Source organism: Vibrio lentus (assembly GCF_002875945.1).
GTDB lineage: Bacteria > Pseudomonadota > Gammaproteobacteria > Enterobacterales > Vibrionaceae > Vibrio > Vibrio apostichopi.
This window is the reverse complement of the sequence record NZ_MCZK01000144.1, coordinates 205,315-224,677: the sequence shown is the minus strand read 5'-3', so window position 1 is coordinate 224,677 and position 19,363 is coordinate 205,315. Positions and strand designations below refer to the sequence as shown.

The following is a 19,363-nucleotide window of genomic DNA, read 5'->3' as shown; positions in this document are numbered from 1 at the left end:
TCTAAGCGGAGAAGAGCCACTGGATTAATGCGTTGATGTCACTTTGACGAGCCGCTTGTGATGTTTTGTTGACCTGCATTTCTGCTTTGATACTTGCAAGGGTCGACTCATATTCACGTTTCTCACTCAAGAAGTTTTCATTGATCAACGCTTGTTGTTCGAGTGGTAAGGCTGAAAATAATAGGTTCTTAGATAGTGGTAGGCCACTATTTAAAGATTGGTATCGAATTAGGTCGTTAGTCTGAAATTCAGACTGAGTGATTAAACGGGTAATGTCTTGATTGATGCCTAAGGTATCAAGAGTAAGAAGCGGCGCACCTTCTGTCACTCGTTGCCCATCTTTGACGTGAATAGAGAGAACTCGGCTTTGTTCATAAGATTGAATCACTTGTGATCGGCCAGATACAACGAAACGCCCGGTAGCTGTCGCTTGTATATCTAATTTCCCCCAATACGCCCAAATTAATACAGCAATGACTCCCAAGCTGAGAGTGATGGCCGTTATTCGAGCAAATGGTGAAGGAGGGCGTTGTGATAGGGCGAGGTGCGCAGGCAAAAACTCGTAATGCTTCTCAGTCGCTTGGTTTATTTGAAATTTGGCCAAGAATCGCTTGATGACACTTTTCATGCGTTTGAATCCTCTTGCTTGAGCTCTTGCTGAAGTTGCCACAATTGTTTGTACTGTTTGCCCAATGTGATTAACTGCTGGTGGCTACCTTGCTCGACGATATTACCTTGGTGTAGAACGATAATTCGGTCGCAATCTCGTACGGTGGATAACCGGTGAGCGATAGTGATGACCGTACGACCCTTCGCGATATTTGCCATATTGGATTGAATCAACGCTTGTGATTCGTCATCTAGTGCACTCGTGGCTTCATCCAGGATCATAATTTTGGGGTCTGAAAGTAGAGTTCGCGCAATCGCCAGGCGTTGTCTCTGCCCGCCAGAAAGGGACTGCCCACCTTCGGCTAAGATCGTGTCATAGCCGATTGGGAGCTTCATGATAAATTCGTGAGCTCCAGAAAGTTTCGCCGCTTCGATAACCTCTTCTAGGCTAGCTTCAGGTTTCGATTGGGCAATATTTTCACAAACACTGTTGTTAAATAGGTAGTTTTCTTGCAGAACTATGCCGATTTGTTGGCGCAGTTGCTGGATGCTAATTTGATTCAGTGGTGTGTTATCAACCGTTATTAACCCTTTTTCAGGGCTGTAGAGTCGTAGCAGTAATCGAGCTAGAGTACTTTTCCCTGAACCTGATGTTCCCACAACGCCTAATGTTTCACCTGCTTGGATATCTAGGGACAAGTTTTTAAGGGTCGGTGGGATATCTGGTTGGTAACGAAATAGGATGTTTTTGAATGAAATCGCGCCTTGTAATGCAATCGTATCGTTCCCTGTGTGTTGCTCCACAGGTAAATTGAGCATGTCTCCCAATTTTTCTAGTGCCACGCGCGTTTGAATAAATTGCCCCCATAACTCAACCATGCGTGATAAAGGTTGGGCTATATGGTTTGTCATCATATTAAAAGCGATCAGTTGGCCGATAGTCATTTCCAATGACAGTACTTCTGTTGCCCCTAACCACAGAACTCCTACACTTGTTACTTTTTGGATGAGTTGAACGACATGGTTGGATCGGTTGTTGAGTTGCTGAACCACGTACCCAGTAGAGACCATTTTTTCCGTTTGATCGTCCCAACGGCGAACAAAACGAGGCTCTACGGCTAAGCTTTTTAGAGTTTCGCTGCCAGCCACTGTCTCTGTGAGAAAAGAGGTATTTGCAGCGGCGTGCGTAAATTGCTCTTCTACCGCAGTTTGCATTCGAGGTGTTAGCCACCAAGCGAGAAATACATAAAGAGGGATGGTTGCAATAAATAGCCATGTGAGGGGAGGTGAAAGTAAACTCATTACGTAGAGAAAGACAAACATGAACAAGAACTCGACCGTTAAAGTAAACATCGAGCCTGTTAAGAATTCTCGTACTGTATCAAGCTCACGCACGCGAGTTACGATGGCTCCTACTTGGCGTGTTTTGAAGAACATTAGAGGAAGGCCAAACAAGTGTTTTACCAACTTAAGCCCTAATTGAATGTCAATTCTATTGGCTGTGTGTGCATATTGATATTCGCGCAAGCCACGAAGTATAACCTCTACAATACCAGTGATCACAAGCCCTATAACAAGCACATCAAGGGTTGACCAAGCTTGATGTACAAGCACTTTATCCATCACAACTTGAAAAAATAGCGGTGAGATTAAGGCGAGTATTTGCAATACAAAAGAAAACAAAAAAATTTCCCCGAGTATTCTTTTGTGTTGCAAAAACTCAGGAATGAACCAGGTGATATCAAAACGTGATTGAGGTTGTTTTATTTCAAGCCAACTTTTGTTCCATATCGAGTTTATTTTATCATAGGGAATAACTTCAGGAGATTCTTTATTAGGGTTTTGTATTAAACAAGATTCTTTATTAGCTTTAGCTAAAATAAATGGTAAGCCTTGAGCATCAAATAGAATAACAGGTGTTGTTATATTGTTAATTTTTTTTGTTTTTGAACGTTTAATTACAACATTAACTTTGTTGTTTGTTTGTATTTTCTTTAATTCATCGTTGAAGTTGTTTGATTCTTTAGTTGTGTTTTTTATATTCGTTATGTCTTCTTTTACGCCTAAAATACTTAAGTAGAGGTTTATACATTTCAGGGTTAGAACTTCATTTTGTGTCATTATTTAAGCTTCGTTGCTGATTTTTATGGTGTTTAAAAAAGGGCGGCATAGTATCAGCACGTAAGTAACTCTTCAAATTTATATTTCTAATAACCACAACAAAAAAAAACATGCAATATTCCTCTAAGAAAGTGCATTGTTTATTTTTTTTATTGTGATAATGGGCGGTTTTAGTTGTTAAATTAATAGAATATATACTCTAAAACAAAAATAAAAGTAAGTTGATTCAAGTTTTTTTGGAGTGTAAAATTAATTTATAAAATATCATTAATCATTATTTGGTGTTTTTGTCTATTTTAATAATAGTTGTTTTAAGGCTAATCGAGCCGTTGTGTATAATTAATCAGGTTTAATTTATGACAGAAAAGTTTGTTCAAACAGTATCTAGTGTTAATTACAATAAAGGTGTTTTCTCTCTTTATTTCGTAGGTCAAGATCAAAACAATATGGCTAGCGGCGTAATGGCTGAAAATGATGGTGACCTCGAACTTAAACAAGTCGTTCATATGCCAGCTTCTGGTTTTATGTATATGGTCTCAATGGTTAAAAATATGCTCGAAGATCCTCGTATGTCGGCAGAATTTGACAAGTTAGTTGCAGCAGGTTTTTTACCTTCAGACGAGCCTAATGTTGAGCAGACTGAAGAAGTGCAGACAGAAGAAAAACCTGCGCCAAAGAAGAGAGCTTCTAAAGCTAAATAATAGCTGTATTCGGTGATATAGAGCATATGTCTATTACACATCAATCAGCAAATCTTACATTAGCTCAAATTAAAAATTTAATTGGTGGGGTGATGTTGTTAAGTCAGCATTCGCCTCTCCACAGCAGATACGTTGTTGCTGAATGGCAGCAGCGCATTATGCCGGCGTTTGAGCTAAACCAGTTTTGCTATTACGAAGATGAACAAGGTCGCCCAATTGCATTTTGTAATTGGGCGTTTTTGTCTGAGCAGAGTCGAGATGCACTGCTATCAGGGGATCGAGAAATCTCTTTATCTGACTGGCGGTCCGGTCAGCATATTTATATTCCAGAGATGATAGCGCCATTCGGGCATGGTCGAGAGGTCGTAAATGACCTTCGACGCCGTGTATTCCTTCCGTGGAAGGGGCAGAAAGTTTGCACTGTCCGCGGCAAGGTCGATGTTCAAAATGATCGCTGTATCAGAAAAGTACAGTGGTTTTCTATTTAACCCAAATTTAGAGTTTTTTTTATGGGAAAACCATTTTGGAGAAGTGTTGAATACTTCTTTACAGGGAACTATTCCGCCGATGAAGGTAACAACAACATTGTTGCTATCGGTTTTGGCGGCGAAATACATGCTCGTGGAGGTGATGATCACGTCACTGTCGGTTCAATTGGGGCGACGGTTTATACGGGTAGCGGAAATGATACGGTAGTAGGTGGTGCGGCATATCTAAGAGTAGAAGACTCTGTTGGCAACCTAAATGTAAAAGGTGCTGCCGGGTATGCGGACATTAACAAAAGTGGCGATGGGAACGTTTCATTCGCTGGCGCTGCTGGCGGAGTTTCTATTGATCATCTAGGTAATCGCGGTGACGTAAATTATGGCGGTGTTGCTGCATATAATGGGATAACCCGTAAAGGCCTAAGTGGTAATGTGACGTTTGGTGGAGCTGGTGGCTATAACAGCCTTTGGCATGAAACAAATCAAGGTAATTTATCCTTTACTGGAGCTGGGGCCGGAAACAAACTTGACCGAACTTGGTTCAATAAATACCAGGGCTCTAGCGGTAACGTGACGTTTGATGGTGTTGGTGCTGCCAACAGTATTAGCTCACGAGTAGAAACGGGTAATATCACTTTCCGTGGTGCTGGTGCCGATAACCATCTCGTTCGAAAAGGTAAAGTCGGTGATATAACATTGCAGGGTGCGGGCGCATCAAACCGCATTGAACGTACGCGACAATCGGATGATGTCTATGTGGAAACACGTGGCAACATTCGCTTTGAAGGCGTTGGTGGATACAACAGTATCTATTCTGATGTGGCACACGGCGATATTAATTTCTCTGGAGGCGGGGCTTACAACAAGATTACCCGTAAAGGGTCTGGTAACGATTTCAAAGGCGAAGGGTTAGCCAATGCCAATGCCGATGAAATCGTGCTTACTAAGGCTGTCATGAGCGGCTCTTGGGTTGGTCAAAATCATCAAGTGACGGGCATCAGCTCATCTCGTGAACCTAATACTTACCTGTTTGCATTCGCAGACGATACTTATACAAAAATTAACAAAGTTCAGCTTCGTAACGATCCTCAAACTGGCTTGTTAGAGTACTACTCTACCGCTTGGTATAAAGCGGGTAATCACCTTGATAACCTATCAGATCTAGATATCTCTTCTCAGGGAGGATTCAATGCTGTCAACATTAATGGCGCGTATACACTATCTGATCTCACGGTGGAACATCAACAGTCAGTAACAGTTCATGCTGTTGAGAAAGACCTGACTGAATATGAATGGGTTACATACGCAAACGGTGCCTTAATCGATGCTGAAGATGTTGTTTTGGCCGATGCAAAAATGGGTGGCCATGCTATTTCTACAAATGGCACAACAGTTGATGTTAAAGGTGTTAAGTCAAATCGTAAATCAAACACGTATGTATATGCGAAAGTGCTTGGCCCTTATACAAAAATTGTGGTGGTTGAATTAGCAAATGATTCAGAAACTGGCGAGTTAAAGTACCAGGCCCGCTCTTGGTACAAAGAAGGTAATTACACCGGAAATTTGGCCAATGAGGATATTTCGTCAGCAAATGGATATCACTCAATGGGTCGAGGTGGGTATTCGCTGAGTGATCTTCAGTACAGTGTAAATGCGGTAAGAAGTACTAGCGAAACGGTCGCAGATATTGACGAGTACAATGAACAAGCATTGATTAAACCTGCTACAGATACCGGTGAAAGCTCAGGAGATGTGCGTTTTAATGGTGTTGGTGGTGGTAACGTCATCAAGTCCAATGTTACCCGCGGTGATGTTCATTTTAATGGTGGAGGGATTGCCAACGTTATCCTTCACAGCTCTAAGTTTGGTGATACTGAATTTATTGGTGGTGGCGCGGCTAACGTTATTGTTAAAAGTGGCGATGAAGGCGATCTCACTTTCCGTGGTGCTGGCTTGGCTAACGTATTAGTCCATCAGAGCAAGCAAGGCAAAATGGATGTCTATGCAGGCGGTGCGGTCAATGTATTGGTTCGTATTGGTGATGGCGAATACTTAGCTCACTTACTTGCTTATGGCAATATTTCAGTTCAGAAAGGTAACGGTAATAGTCGTTTGACTATGCTAGGCGGCTACAACACGCATACCCAAATTGGTTCTGGCAACGGGTTGTGGTTAGCGGTCGGTGGCTTTAATGTCATGACACAGGTTGGTAAGGGTGACATTGCTTCTGTACTTGTCGGTGGCGCGAATGTCATGACTAAAGTGGGTGACGGTGATCTCACGGCAGGTATGCTTGGTGGTGCCAATATCATTACTCATATTAGCGGTGATGATACGGCCTCAAATACGACCGCAGTCGCACTTGGTGGTGCAAACATCCTAACCAAAAAAGGCAATGGCAATGCGCTTGCCGTTATGGGAGGAGGCGCTAACGTACTTACACATGTTGGTGATGGCACGACAACTGGCGTCATGGTTGGTGGGGCGAACATTCTAACCAAGGTGGGCGATGGTGATACCACTGGCATTATGTTGGGTATTGGTAACGTACTGACTCATGTCGGCGATGGCCAAACAATTGGCGTAATGGGTGCTGCGGGTAATATCTTCACCAAAGTAGGCGACGGCACTTCAATAGCAGCTATGATCGGCGTAGGCAATATCTTCACTCACGTTGGTGAAGGCAACGCGTGGGCGCTAATGGGGGGCCTAGGCAATGTATTTACCAAGGTTGGTCATGGTGATGCATTAGCGCTTATGGTCGCGGAAGCCAATGTCTTTACGCATATTGGTGATGGTACAACAGTCGCATTAATGGTGGCGAAAGGCAATATCGCAACCAAAGTGGGCAATGGTACTTCGATAGCCGCGATGGTAGGTAACGCAAATATATTCACTCAGGTGGGTAATGGCAGCACGTTTGCTGCAATGCTTGGCCAAGCCAATATCATGACTAAAGTGGGTAATGACCTAACTGCTGCATTAATGATCGGTAAAGCGAATATCTATACTCACGTTGGTGATGGCACAAGCTTAGGTTTATTTGCTGGCGAACTAAACGTGATGACGAAAGTGGGTAATGGAACAACCTTAGCCGCGATGTTTGGTAAAGCAAACATTATGACTCACGTAGGAGATGGTCTTACTGGCGTACTAGCCCTTGGTGAAGCGAATATCATAACGAAAGTCGGTGATGACTTCATGGGTGTTGTCGCCGCTGCGAAAGCAAACGTAGTGACCCATGTTGGTGATGCAACAACCGCAGCTGTGTTGGCGGGTAAAGGTAATATCTTAACCAAAGTTGGCGAAGGAACCACCGTTGGTTTACTGATATCAAAAGTGGGCAATGTCATGACCCATGTGGGTGATGGTACGACTATTGGTTTGGCGAAAGGCAAAGCTAACATCATCACAAAAGTGGGCGATGGATTAGGCGTTAACGTGGCCTGGGGACAAGCAAATATCTTCACTCACGTCGGTGACGGTGATCGATACAACTTCGCCAAAGGTGAAGCGAACATCATTACCAAAGTAGGTGATGGTCAAGAAGTTTCTGTGGTTCAAGGTAAGGCGAATGTCATTACTCACGTCGGTAATGGCGATGATTACACGGGAGCTTGGGGCAAAGCGAATATCATTACGAAAGTGGGTGATGGCCGTAATGTTGTTTTAGCGAAAGGTGAAGCGAACATCATTACTCAAGTGGGTGACGGAGATAGCTTCAACGCACTTTGGAGCAAAGGCAATATTGTCACTAAAGTCGGTGATGGTATGCAGGTCACGGCGGCGAAAGGTAAAGCTAACATTACGACAACTGTGGGTAATGGCCTGAGTGTAACGGCGGCCTATGGTGATGCGAATATCAACACCAAAATTGGTGACGGTATTTCAGTTAACGTTGCATGGGGCAAATATAACGTCAACACCAAAGTGGGTGACGGTCTCAATGTTGCGGTGATGAAAGGCAAAGCAAACGTGAACATTCACGTAGGTGATGGCTTAGGGATTAACGCTTCTTATGCCAGAAATAACGTTGCTATCAAAGTGGGTAACGGTGATTTCTATAGCCTAGCCGTCGCGTCAAGTAACACTAGCAGCAATAAGCTTTCCGCACTGTTTGATAATATTAAACAAACTCTTCTTGGAGTAGGTGGCAGCCAAGCGATTAATTACCTAGTTCAAGGTGATGAAGCTTCGTCATCAGGAATTCAGAAAGGGCGAGGTGCTATTTCAACGCCTGAAATTACGGAACTTGATGGTTTCGCTCTGGATGAAATCGAAGAAGTAGGTTCCGATCTAGGAGACGGGCTAAGTGGAAGCGTGACTAACGTTGAAACACCTGATCTCAGCAGCATGGAAAATGAACTCAACATCGAAGAGTCTTCAGATCAAGCGCAAGCACCTAACCTAATCGTTAATGGCGATTTTGAACAAGGTGGCGACGGTTGGGAATCTACTCATGGCGTAGAAGCATCATATTCAAGTAGCGCTTATGGCGTAAGTGGCGAAGGCCATGGCTCACGTGTAACAGAGCTAGATACTTATACTAATACAAGTCTTTCTCAAAATTTAACGGATTTAGCGGAAGGTGAAGTCATTGCGGTTAGCTTTGATTTTGCAAAGCGTGCAGGCATTTCAAGCAACGAAGGCATAGAGGTTCTCTGGAACGGTGATGTTGTATTCTCAACCTCTGGCGATGAAGCAGCTTGGCAACAAAAAACACTTAAGTTGACTGCAAATTCTGGCAGCAACCGAATAGAATTCAAAGGCACAGGCCATAATGATGGGTTGGGCTATGTTTTAGATAATGTGGTGGCGAAATCTGAAACGTCACACCAAGCTAATGCTGTTGCCGATAATGCGGAACAAAATCAAGCTGCAAAAAATGCGATGTCTGACAAAGAACGAGCGGAAGCCGATCGCCAGCGTTTAGAGCAAGAAAAGCAGAAACAACTTGAAGCTGTATCAGGTTCTCAGGCTCAATTAGAATCAACCGATCAAGAAGCATTAGAGAGTAATGGTCAAGCGCAGCGCGACGCTGTGAACGAAGAGTCTGAAGCGGTAACTAAAGATCTAACGGCAATGGCTCAAGGCCTTGATGTACTTGACAACAAAGCTGAGTATACGGGAGTGTCTGGTGATCATTGGCGCGATCGTTTTGCTGGTGGTCTTCTAAAGGATGTACAAACCCAATTAGATAATGCCAAAGATGTGTCTGGCGAGCAGATCGCCGATGCGAAACAGGCTCATAAAGACAACCAAAAGAACGTCAACGATTCGGTGGCTAAATCAGAAGCAGGCGTTGCGAAAGGCGAAGATAATCGTGCTAGTGCAGAGCAAGATATTGCGGACGCTAAAGCCGATGCTGATGCACGTAAAGCAGAAGCGACCACGAAAACCAATGAAGCTAAACAAGCTGAATCGAATGCCAATAATTCAGCTAGAGACGCTGAAGAACGTGGTAATAGTGATGCCAGAAATGCTGAAAATAAAGCGAATCAAGCACAAGCGGACGCGAAAGGTTCTAAGCAAAACGAAAATGACCGCCCTGATCGTCAAGGTGCCTCTGGCAGCGGCTTATCTAATGAAAGTCACTCTATTCCGAGTGAAAAGACAACCAGTAGCGATGTCGATACGGTAAATCCACAGAGTGCCGACGGTCGATTCAGTGAAGGATTGAGCGAACAAGAGCAAGAAGCGCTGGAAGGTGCGACAAACGCAGTGAACCGTCTGCAAATTAACGCAGGCATTCGTACTAAAAATACCGGAAGCTCAGTCACTTCTCTGTTCACTGAGAGCAATGCAGATAGCATTGTGCTGCCAACTACGTACTCTCAGGATGTGGCTCGAAAAGAGATCCGTATTTCAGGCGTGGACTTAGAAGAGTTAAGTGGTGGACAAGGAAATCAAGCAACGGGTCAACATAGTTCAAAAAGTGTTCCTGGGTTTCAGGGTCATTTTTCCTCGACATCAATTGGTATAGAAAACGAACTATCTGGTCTAGTTGTTGTTTTACCTAAGAATTCAGCACAGACGTTTGGGTATGTGCATGATTCACAAGGTAACCCATTGTTCATGTTAACCAAAGATATGAATCAAGGCGGTTATAGCAACCCAGCTCGTATTGCGGATATCAATGGCGTGAACAACTGGCAGACGCACACAATTGAATTGGTTACGTATCCTAGTGAAACCAGTGATACGACGGCGGTTGAAAGTCGTAAAGAAGCAATGCTTTGGTTAGCGAAAGAGTTTACAGGCCATATCAACCAGTCAAACCACCAAAGCTTACCTCAATTGGTGAGTGATGATGGACACTTTACGCTGGTTATCTCGAATTCGAAGCATCTCATCGCGGCTGGTAACGGCACTGCAATTGAAGCTCAAGGGCAGACAATAGGGATGACCCCTAGTGGACAACAAGCCACGATGGGTATTAGTGCGAAAGAATTTGGTTCAAGCTCGTCATTGGAAGTAAGGCTTCTAGAGTCGGCACCTTGGTACCAGTCGGGACTTAGAGATGAGTTTTTAGTCAACTCTAATGAGCACAAACTAGATGATCCGACGGCTGCACAAAACGTGTTTGCCTATCTTACATCGATCTATTCAAAAACTGCAGATCTGGCCAAAGAGTACGGTATCTACATCAATGATTGGGATCCTGTATCGGAGGGTTTCTCTCCAAACGCTCAAGGGTTAACCGATCCGAAAGTAAAAAATGCTTGGGAGATTTTGCCAAGAACTAAGCCTGTCAAAATGCTGGAACTTCTTAGTGCAGATGATTCACGATACGTGAGACAACAAATCATTGGTAAGCTGAAAGGTTCATATTCAGAAAGCCTTGCTAAGAGTGTATTTGAATACTTCCAGTATGGCGGCGAAGTGGCAGGACATGGCATCAACAACGCTACGACAGGAAATGTGCAGCAGCCAGAACCCGCTATCTTGTTTGAGTTTCGAAGCGTGCCGAACGTGTTAAGTGAATTTGTGCCTAAAACAGAATCCACGGCAAAAGTTGATGTGAAGGCACTCGATCATTTTGATTCTGCAAGCCGTAAAGCCATTATTGCTGAAGTGAACGCTTTGGTTAGTGGTAGTGATGATTTCGATACTTGGTATCAGGAGTATCGCGCAAGCAAAGGCCAACCACCAGTTAAAAAGCCTAAATCCAGTGCTTCTGCGAATCACAAAGCCGAATGGTTAATGACGCAGCATGCTGATAAATGGACAAAAATCACCGCGCCTTATATCGAAAGCAATGAGACGAGCACGTCAACACAAGCGAAGGTTGATACGGGCGAAGTGCTTAAAGGACTACAGGAAGACTTTAAACGCTATGGCGACGCGCTGAAACCGGATACTAGCGTGCCAGGAAAATCGAAAGACATTCGTACTACCAAAGATTTCCTAAATGGCTACAAAAACGACCATGCGAAGGATATCGTTGACGGCTTCAACTCAGACATGAGCATCAAGCAACTGGTGGATCTGTTTGTTAAGGGTAGCTGGAGTGCAGAGCAAAAAGGTGCGCTTGCTTGGGAAATCGAAAGTCGTGCGCTAAAAGTGACGTTTCAGAACAAGTCTGAGAAGTACAACCGACTGTTCCGTGAGATTGCCTCTGCTGGAGTGGTGGATGCGAAAGCCACCGAGCAACTTGCACCACAGTTAATGCTGATGAACCTATCGAACGACGGTTTTGGTGGACGTTGTGATCCACTTTCTAAACTTGTTCTGGTCGCCAAACAGCTAGAAAACGATGGTCAAGCCGGCGTTGCAAGACAACTGCTGGAGAAGATGTATTCTGCGGCCGCGGTGCTTAGCAATCCAACGCTTTACTCAGACAGTGAAAAAGCCAATGCAAGCAAGTTGCTCAGCAGCTTGGCAGCTATCCATGCGAAGAATCCAATGCATGATACGTCGATTAAAGTATGGCAGGAAAAGCTGGAAGGGAAGCAAGCGCTTACTGTAAACGGTGTGGTTGAAAAGATCACCGATGTATCGGCTAACGGTAAACCTGTGTTGTTGGAACTTGATGCTCCGGAGCATGCGATGGCGGCTTGGGCAAAAGGCTCAGGTGACGACCGTGTTTACGGCTTCTATGATCCAAATGCTGGCATTGTTGAGTTCTCTTCAGCAGAGAAATTTGGTGCTTACCTAAAGCGTTTCTTCGGTAAGTCCGATCTGAACATGGCTCAAAGCTACAAGCTGGGTAAAAACGACGCAGGTGAAGCGATCTTCAACCGCGTGGTGGTGATGGATGGCGACACGTTAGCGAGTTATAAGCCGACAATTGGTGATAAGACGACTATGCAGGGAATCCTTGATTTGCCTGTGTTTGATGCAACGCCAATCAGTAAACCGGAAGTTAGTGATGTCTTATCAGGCAATGAGAAGCACAAAGAAAACGTAGCGATTGAAAATGATGGTACACCACCGCGCGACAAAGAGTCTGTTAGTCCGTTAACTCGTTTCCTAAACAATGAGTTGTTCGGAACTAAAGATGCTCGTCGTAAGGTTGGTGATATCACCCAAACATTGCTAGGGCTTGCTGTCGAAAAAGGCGAGTCTCAAAAAGTGACTCTGAAAGGTGAAGCTGGACGTTTGTCAGGATACTTCCATAAGGGGGCTAAAGCATCTGAAGGCGAAGAGAGTGTAGGGAACGGTAAAGTAGTGCTGTTCCTACACGGTTCTGGTTCATCCTCAGAAGAACAAGCGAGCGCAATTCGCAGTCATTATCACAAGCAAAATATTGATATGTTGGCTGTTAACATGCGTGGTTATGGCGAAAGCGACGGTGGGCCGAGTGAAAAAGGTCTCTATCAAGATGCCCGTACTATGTTCAAGTATCTCGTGAATGATAAGGGTATAGACCCAAGTAACATTATTATTCACGGGTACTCTATGGGCGGTCCGATTGCGGCTGATCTCGCGCGTTTCGCTGCTCAAAATGGTCAAGCTGTCTCTGGCTTGTTATTGGATAGACCAATGCCAAGCATGACCAAAGCGATCACTGCGCATGAAGTGGCGAATCCGGCAGGAATTGTTGGAGCTCTGTCTAAAGCGGTCAATGGCCAATTTTCCGTAGAGAAAAACTTGAAAGGTTTACCGAAAGATACGCCGATCATGCTGTTAACTGATAATGAAGGTTTAGGCGGCGAAGGTGAGAAGCTTCGTGCCAAGCTAGCGGTATCTGGCTTTAATGTGACCGGTGAGCAAACCTTCTATGGCCACGAGGCGAGTAATCGCTTGATGAGCCAATACGCTGAGCAAATCGTATCTGGTTTGTTTGACGCAGACCGCGTATCAGCCGATGCAAGTGAAGTACTAAAAGGCATCAAAAACGACCTTTCTCGCTACGGTGAAGCACTAAAACCAGACACAACGGTGCCAGGTAAATCAAAAGACATTCGCACTACCAAAGATTTCTTGAATGGTTACAAAACTGACCATGCGAAAGATATTGTGGAAGGTTTTAGACCTGATATGAATATCAAGCAGTTAGTGGACCTATTGGTCAAAGGTAATTGGAGTGCAGAACAGAAAGGTGCGCTTGCTTGGGAAGTCGAAAGCCGAGGTTTGAAGGCAACATTCCAAGCTAAATCGGAGAAGCATAATCGCTTATTCCGTGACGTGGCGTCTTCAGGAGTCACTGACGTTAAAGCCAGTGAACAACTTGCTCCTCAATTGTTGTTATTGAATTTATCAAACGATGGATTTGGTGGCCGTTGTGACCCGCTATCTAAGCTGATACTTGTCGCTAAACAGCTAGAAAGCGATGGTCAAGTTGGCGTGGCGAGAAAGCTGTTAGAAAAGATGTATTCAACAGCTGCAGTCTTAAGTAACCCTACGCTTTATTCGGAAACGGAGAGGGCAAACGCCAGTAAGCTAATGGATAGCCTTGCAGCGATCCATGCTAAAAACCCAATGCATGATACTTCTATGAAAGTATGGCAAGAGAAGCTTGAGGGTAAGAAAGCTCTAACGGTTACGGGTGTAATTGAAAAGATCACAGACGTTTCAGTTGACAACAAGCCTGTCTTATTAGAACTAGATGCTCCTGGTCATGCAATGGCTGCTTGGGCAAAAGGTGATGGAGAAAATCGTGTTTACGGTTTCTATGACCCGAATGCAGGTGTTGTAGAGTTCTCATCAAAAGACAAGTTTAGTACTTACTTGACTCGCTTCTTTGGTAAGTCTGATTTAAATATGGCTCAACGTTACAGACTACCAAAAAATGATGTTGGAGAAGCTATTTTCAACCGTGTTGTGGTAATGGACGGCAATACGTTAGCTACTTACAAGCCTACATTAGGTGACAAGACGACATTGCAGGGAATTCTTGATTTACCTGTCTTTGACGCAACACCAATTAAGAAGTCAACAGAAGTAAAAGTAACGGACCTTGAGTCGTTAGGAAACAAGACAAAATTAGTCGTTGATTTGTCTACCATCATGACGAAGCAAGAGTTGAAAGATGGCGGGAAAGTCTTTGCTAAACCGATTGGTGCTTCTTATCAAGCTATCTTGGATCAAGTTGAATTAGTGCATAGTTCTACTGGTCGAGGTCAGGTGGGGGCGAGTTTTGAACTGAACAAGCAAATCAATAATTATTTGGCTGAACATCCAACCTCTGGACGTAACCTTGCATTGACGACATTGAAAGAGCAAGTAAACACGGCGCTGTTCAGTGGCAAGATGAAAGTAACCCAAGAGAACATTGATGCTATCGCGCAGACGCGAACCGACTTGGCCGCTCGTATTTATGTTGTTGCTATGGAAGAAGCAAATGGCGAGCATGCTGGCCTAACGGATATGATGGTGCGCTGGGCTAATGAAGACCCATACTTATCGCCAAAACAAGGTTATGCAGGAGAAACTCCGAGTGACTTGGGCTTTGACGCGAAGTATCACATCGAGCTTGGGGAACAGTATTCTGACTTTAAACAATGGTTAGAAAAATCGCAGTCCGCTGACTTGCTTAGTAAAGCTGTTTTGGATGAGGCAACAAAAACCGTTCACCTTGGCTATAGCTATCAGGAGCTTCAGGATCTGACGGGGGTTGAGTCGGTACAAATGGCTTTCTACTTCTTGAAAGAAGCCGCTAAAAAGTCTGACCCAATGACCAGTGACTCCGCTGAAATGATATTGCTGAAAAAATTCGCTGATCAAAGCTATATATCTCAGCTTGAGACAGATCGTATGGACCAAATTGAGGGTATATATCGCAGCAGTCATGAGACCGACGTCGACAACTGGGATCGCCGTTATTCTGGTGCTGGTTATGATGAGTTAAGCGACAAGCTTGCGGGTGCGAACGGCGGTGTTGAAGAACAATTGTCAGTACTTCTTAACGAGCGCAAAGGCCTCCTAATTGGGGAAGTTCATGGAAGCGATGTGAATGGTCTGCGCTTTGTTAATGAACAAATGGACGCGCTCAAAAAGCAAGGTGTGACTGTCATCGGCTTAGAGCATCTCCGGTCCGACCTCGCCCAACCACTGCTCGACAACTATTTGTCCACAGGCATTATGTCTAGTGAGTTAAGTGCAATGATCAAAACTAAGCATTTAGATATTACGTTGTTTGAAAACGCCCGTGCTAACGGGATGCGTATTCTTGCTCTAGATGCAAATAGTACAGCGCGACCTACAGTTTCGGGGACAGAGCATGGCTTGATGTACCGTGCTGGTGCTGCGAACAACGTTGCCGTCGATGCATTGCAAGCTCTTCCTGACGGCGAAAAGTTTGTCGCTATCTACGGGAAAGCGCACTTGCAGTCACATAAAGGCATCGAAAGCTTTGTTCCAGGTATTACCCATCGTTTAGGGTTGCCTGCACTTAAAGTGAGTGCCTCGGATCAGTTTGTCATCGAACAAGATGATAAGACTTTACGCACTGTCTATGATGATGTGGCGAACAAACCTAAGATTGATTTCCGATCAAGCTTGAGTGGCTCGGATGACACGGTTAAAAACAAAGACGTTAACAGTTGGGAACGCCTCATAGTATCCCCTCAATCTGACGGTGGTGAAACGCGCTTTGATGGTCAAATCATTATCCAAATGGAGAATGATTCTTCGGTTTCCAAAGCGGCTGAAAATTTAGCAGGTAAACATCCAGATAGTACCGTGGTTGTTCAGCTAGACTCAGACGGTAATTATCGTGTGGTTTACGGTGATCCGTCTAAGTTACCTAAAGACAAGTCAACTGGACAATTACGTTGGCAACTAGTTGGTCATGGTCGTGATGAATCTGAAAACAATAATACTCATCTAAGCGGTTACAGCGCAGATGAGTTAGCCGTGAAACTAGCAGCGTTCAATCAAGCGTTTAGTGAAGCTGAAAATGTGAAGACTAACCCTGATCATATTAGTGTCGTCGGTTGTTCGTTAATCAGTGATGACAAACAAAATGGCTTCGGAAGACTTCTTATTCAATCGATGGGTGACAACGATATCCGCAGCAATGTTTCTGTCCGTAGCTCAGAAGTTGCTGTTGACTCGAATGGTCGTAAACATACCCGTGACGAAAATGGTCATTGGGTACAAAAAGAGAAAAGCAACAAAGTGACACTTAGCTGGGATGAACAAGGCAAAGTGACAGAAAAACATGAGCGTATCAGAAATGGTATCGCAGAAGGAGACATCGATCTTTCTCGAGTGGGCACTAGCGACGTTGATGCTCTAGCTCGCGGCGCAATTGCTGAAAACAGTGATGTGTTCAATGCACCAGAAAAACGCAAGAATGATACAGAGTCCTCATCATCTGGTAGCAGTAAGAGCAAGCTCAGCTATTCTGGCAATATCCAAGTTAATGTCGGTGATGGTGAGTTTACTGCAGTTAACTGGGGCACTTCGAACGTAGGTATTAAAGTAGGTACAGGTGGCTTTAAATCTCTAGCTTTTGGTGACAACAATGTGATGGTTCATGTTGGTGATGGGGAAAGTAAACACAGCTTTGATATTGGTGGATATCAAGCTCTAGAAGGCGCACAGATGTTCATCGGTAATCGTAATGTGAGCTTCAATTTAGGGCAAAGCAACGATCTTATTGTGATGATGGATAAATCAATTCCTACGCCTCCTCTGGTTAATCCGTTTGACGGCGCCTCTCGAATCTCTGGTGTGTTAAAAAGCATAGCGAGTTCAGGTGAAGGTCAAGATTGGTTAGCCGCTCAAGAGCAGCAGTGGACATTATCTGGGGCTAAAAAGTTTGTTAAAGACATGTCTGGCTTAGATCAGAGTAGCAGTGTTGATTACACAAGCTTGGTTGACTTGGATTCTCAAAATGAACGCAGTAGCCGCGGCTTGAAGAATGACGCTGAAGCGACGTTAAACAAGCAATACAACCAGTGGTTAGGCGGAAGTGATAACTCTGATTCAAGTAAAATGAGCCGTGCAGATAAGTTCCGTCAAGCGAATGAGAAGCTAGCGTTTAACTTTGCTGTTGGTGGCCAAGGTGCTGATATTCAAGTGACGACGGGTAACTGGAACTTTATGTTCGGTGATAATATCCAGTCGATTCTTGATACCAATTTGGGTTCGTTGTTTGGTCTTATGACTCAACAATTTTCCACAACGGGGCAAGCTAAAACAACGTTTACTTACAGCCTCGAAGATCTTCCCCGTCAGTTAAAAAATAAGCTTCTAGGCCAACTCGCCGGTGTAGGCGCAGAGACGACGTTAGGTGATATTTTCGGTGTGGATTACACAGCAGCAGGGCATATTGTGTCTCGTACTGGCGAATCAGTAGATGGTGTCGCAATCCTAAAAGAAATGCTGGAAGTTGTTGGTGAGTTTAGTGGCGATCAATTACAAGCCTTCGTTGACCCAGCTAAGTTGTTAGACAACCTAGAGTCGGGTGTCAATATGGGTGCTGACGGCATTAAGACGTTCGCAGAAACACACGGCTTGAAAGAAAAAGCACCGAAAGAGGAAGAAGATGATTCATCCGTTTCTGTTAATGGCACTAACGTCGCTGGAGCTCAGGATAACGGCGATGTAATAACGGCAGATAGCTCCGCTAAAGAAGATCGTGCATTTGGTTTTAATTCGCTAAATCTACCTAATTTGTTTGCGACTATTTTCAGTGAAAATAAGCAAACAGAAATGAAGTCGCTGGTGGAAAACTTAAAAGAAAACCTGACGGCTGATCTACTGAATATGAAGGAGAAAACCTTTGATTTCCTTCGTAATAGCGGTCATTTGCAAGGCGATGGAGACATCAACGTTTCTTTAGGTAATTACAACTTCAATTGGGGGGGGGATGGTAAAGACCTCGGCGCGTATCTAGGAGATAACAATAACTTCTGGGGTGGTCGAGGTGATGATGTCTACTATGCAACAGGAACATCTAATATCTTTACCGGCGGTGAAGGCAATGATATGGGTGTGCTAATGGGACGTGAAAATATGATGTTCGGTGGCGAAGGCAATGATACTGCCGTCGTTGCTGGACGAATCAATCACGTGTTCTTGGGTGCAGGTGATGATGAGTCGTTTGTCTTTGGTGAAGGTGGCGAGATTGACACTGGAACTGGCCGTGATTATGTCGTCACATCTGGTAACTATAACCGTGTTGATACAGGCGACGATCAAGACTACTCAGTTACGATTGGTAATAATAACCAAGTTGAGTTGGGGGCTGGTAATGACTTCGCCAATGTCTTTGGCAATTACAACCGTATCAATGCTAGTGGCGGCAATGATGTTGTTAAGTTAATGGGTTATAACGCGGTGCTCAACGGTGGCGAAGGTGATGATCACCTAATTGCTGCTGCGCTTTCTAAGTTCAGCCAGTTCAATGGTGGCGAAGGAAGTGATGTGATGGTACTTGGTGGATTCCAAAATACCTTCAAGGGCGGCACTGGCGTAGATAGCTTTGTTGTAAGTGGTGACGTCATTGACAACCTCGTTGAAGACATTCGCAGCGAAGACAACATTGTTTTCAATGGGATTGATTGGCAGAAATTGTGGTTAGAACGCAGTGGCTATGATCTTAAATTGTCGATACTGCGCGATCCTGAAAGTGAAAGTGAAAGTGACCAAGCCAAGTTTGAACACATTGGTTCTGTAACTTTCAATGATTACTTCAATGGTAACCGTGCAGAAGTCGTTGTTGATATGGGGGATAAGGATTCAGGAGGTGAACGAGAGTACACCACGTTATCTGATACCTCGATTGATGCGTTGGTTCAAGCCATGAGTGGATTTTCGCCTCAAGCGGGTGATAATGGTTTCATTGATAACCTTAATAGTAAATCTCGTGCTGCAATTACAATGGCATGGTCTGATACTTCTCACGGAAAAAAAGCATTTGCTTAGCTAATAAACTATATTATTTGATAATGATATAGGCCGTCTTCTTGTTAACTGCGGAAGATGAGATAAACAAAAAGCTCCAATAGTGATATTGGAGCTTTTTTGTATGTGCTATTTGGTAGTCAAAGG

The 19,363-nt window shown here is 44.2% G+C and carries 4 protein-coding genes and 1 pseudogene; 3 read left to right on the top strand and 2 right to left on the bottom strand.

The window, feature by feature from the left end; translation table 11 throughout:
- Positions 1 to 19 precede the first annotated feature (19 nt).
- Positions 20 to 628: pseudogene (locus tag BCT49_RS17045) on the bottom strand (HlyD family type I secretion periplasmic adaptor subunit); the annotation flags it as partial.
- Positions 625 to 2,730 carry a peptidase domain-containing ABC transporter gene (locus tag BCT49_RS17040; RefSeq protein ID WP_102436865.1) on the bottom strand — a complete coding sequence of 702 codons (2,106 nt, stop codon included), beginning with the start codon at positions 2,728 to 2,730 and terminating at the stop codon, positions 625 to 627. The pseudogene BCT49_RS17045 and the gene BCT49_RS17040, both read right to left, overlap by 4 nt.
- A gap of 356 nt (positions 2,731 to 3,086) precedes the next feature.
- Here BCT49_RS17040 and BCT49_RS17035 point away from each other — a divergent pair, with 356 nt between their 5' ends.
- The 3 genes from BCT49_RS17035 to rtxA are packed head-to-tail and all read left to right on the top strand — an operon-like array spanning position 3,087 to position 19,237.
- The gene (locus BCT49_RS17035) at positions 3,087 to 3,431 is read left to right on the top strand and encodes a hypothetical protein (RefSeq protein WP_004732223.1); all 345 of its coding nucleotides are present in this window, start codon (positions 3,087 to 3,089) and stop codon (positions 3,429 to 3,431) included.
- 26 nt (positions 3,432 to 3,457) lie between these two features.
- On the top strand, positions 3,458 to 3,919 hold the full coding sequence (gene rtxC / locus BCT49_RS17030) for an RTX toxin-activating lysine-acyltransferase RtxC (protein ID WP_102436863.1): 462 nt from the start codon (positions 3,458 to 3,460) through the stop codon (positions 3,917 to 3,919).
- Between the two features lie 21 nt (positions 3,920 to 3,940).
- Positions 3,941 to 19,237 (top strand): MARTX multifunctional-autoprocessing repeats-in-toxin holotoxin RtxA, encoded by a 15,297-nt coding sequence (gene rtxA, locus BCT49_RS17025; RefSeq protein ID WP_102436861.1) that lies wholly within the window; start codon positions 3,941 to 3,943, stop codon positions 19,235 to 19,237.
- Positions 19,238 to 19,363 lie beyond the last annotated feature (126 nt).

Bases quoted from the DNA above. Each gene is read 5' to 3' on its own strand.
- BCT49_RS17040 (WP_102436865.1), bottom strand. From the start codon at position 2,730: ATGACACAAAATGAAGTTCTAACCCTGAAATGTATAAACCTCTACTTA.
- BCT49_RS17035 (WP_004732223.1), top strand. From the start codon at position 3,087: ATGACAGAAAAGTTTGTTCAAACAGTATCTAGTGTTAATTACAATAAA.
- rtxC (WP_102436863.1), top strand. From the start codon at position 3,458: ATGTCTATTACACATCAATCAGCAAATCTTACATTAGCTCAAATTAAA.
- rtxA (WP_102436861.1), top strand. From the start codon at position 3,941: ATGGGAAAACCATTTTGGAGAAGTGTTGAATACTTCTTTACAGGGAAC.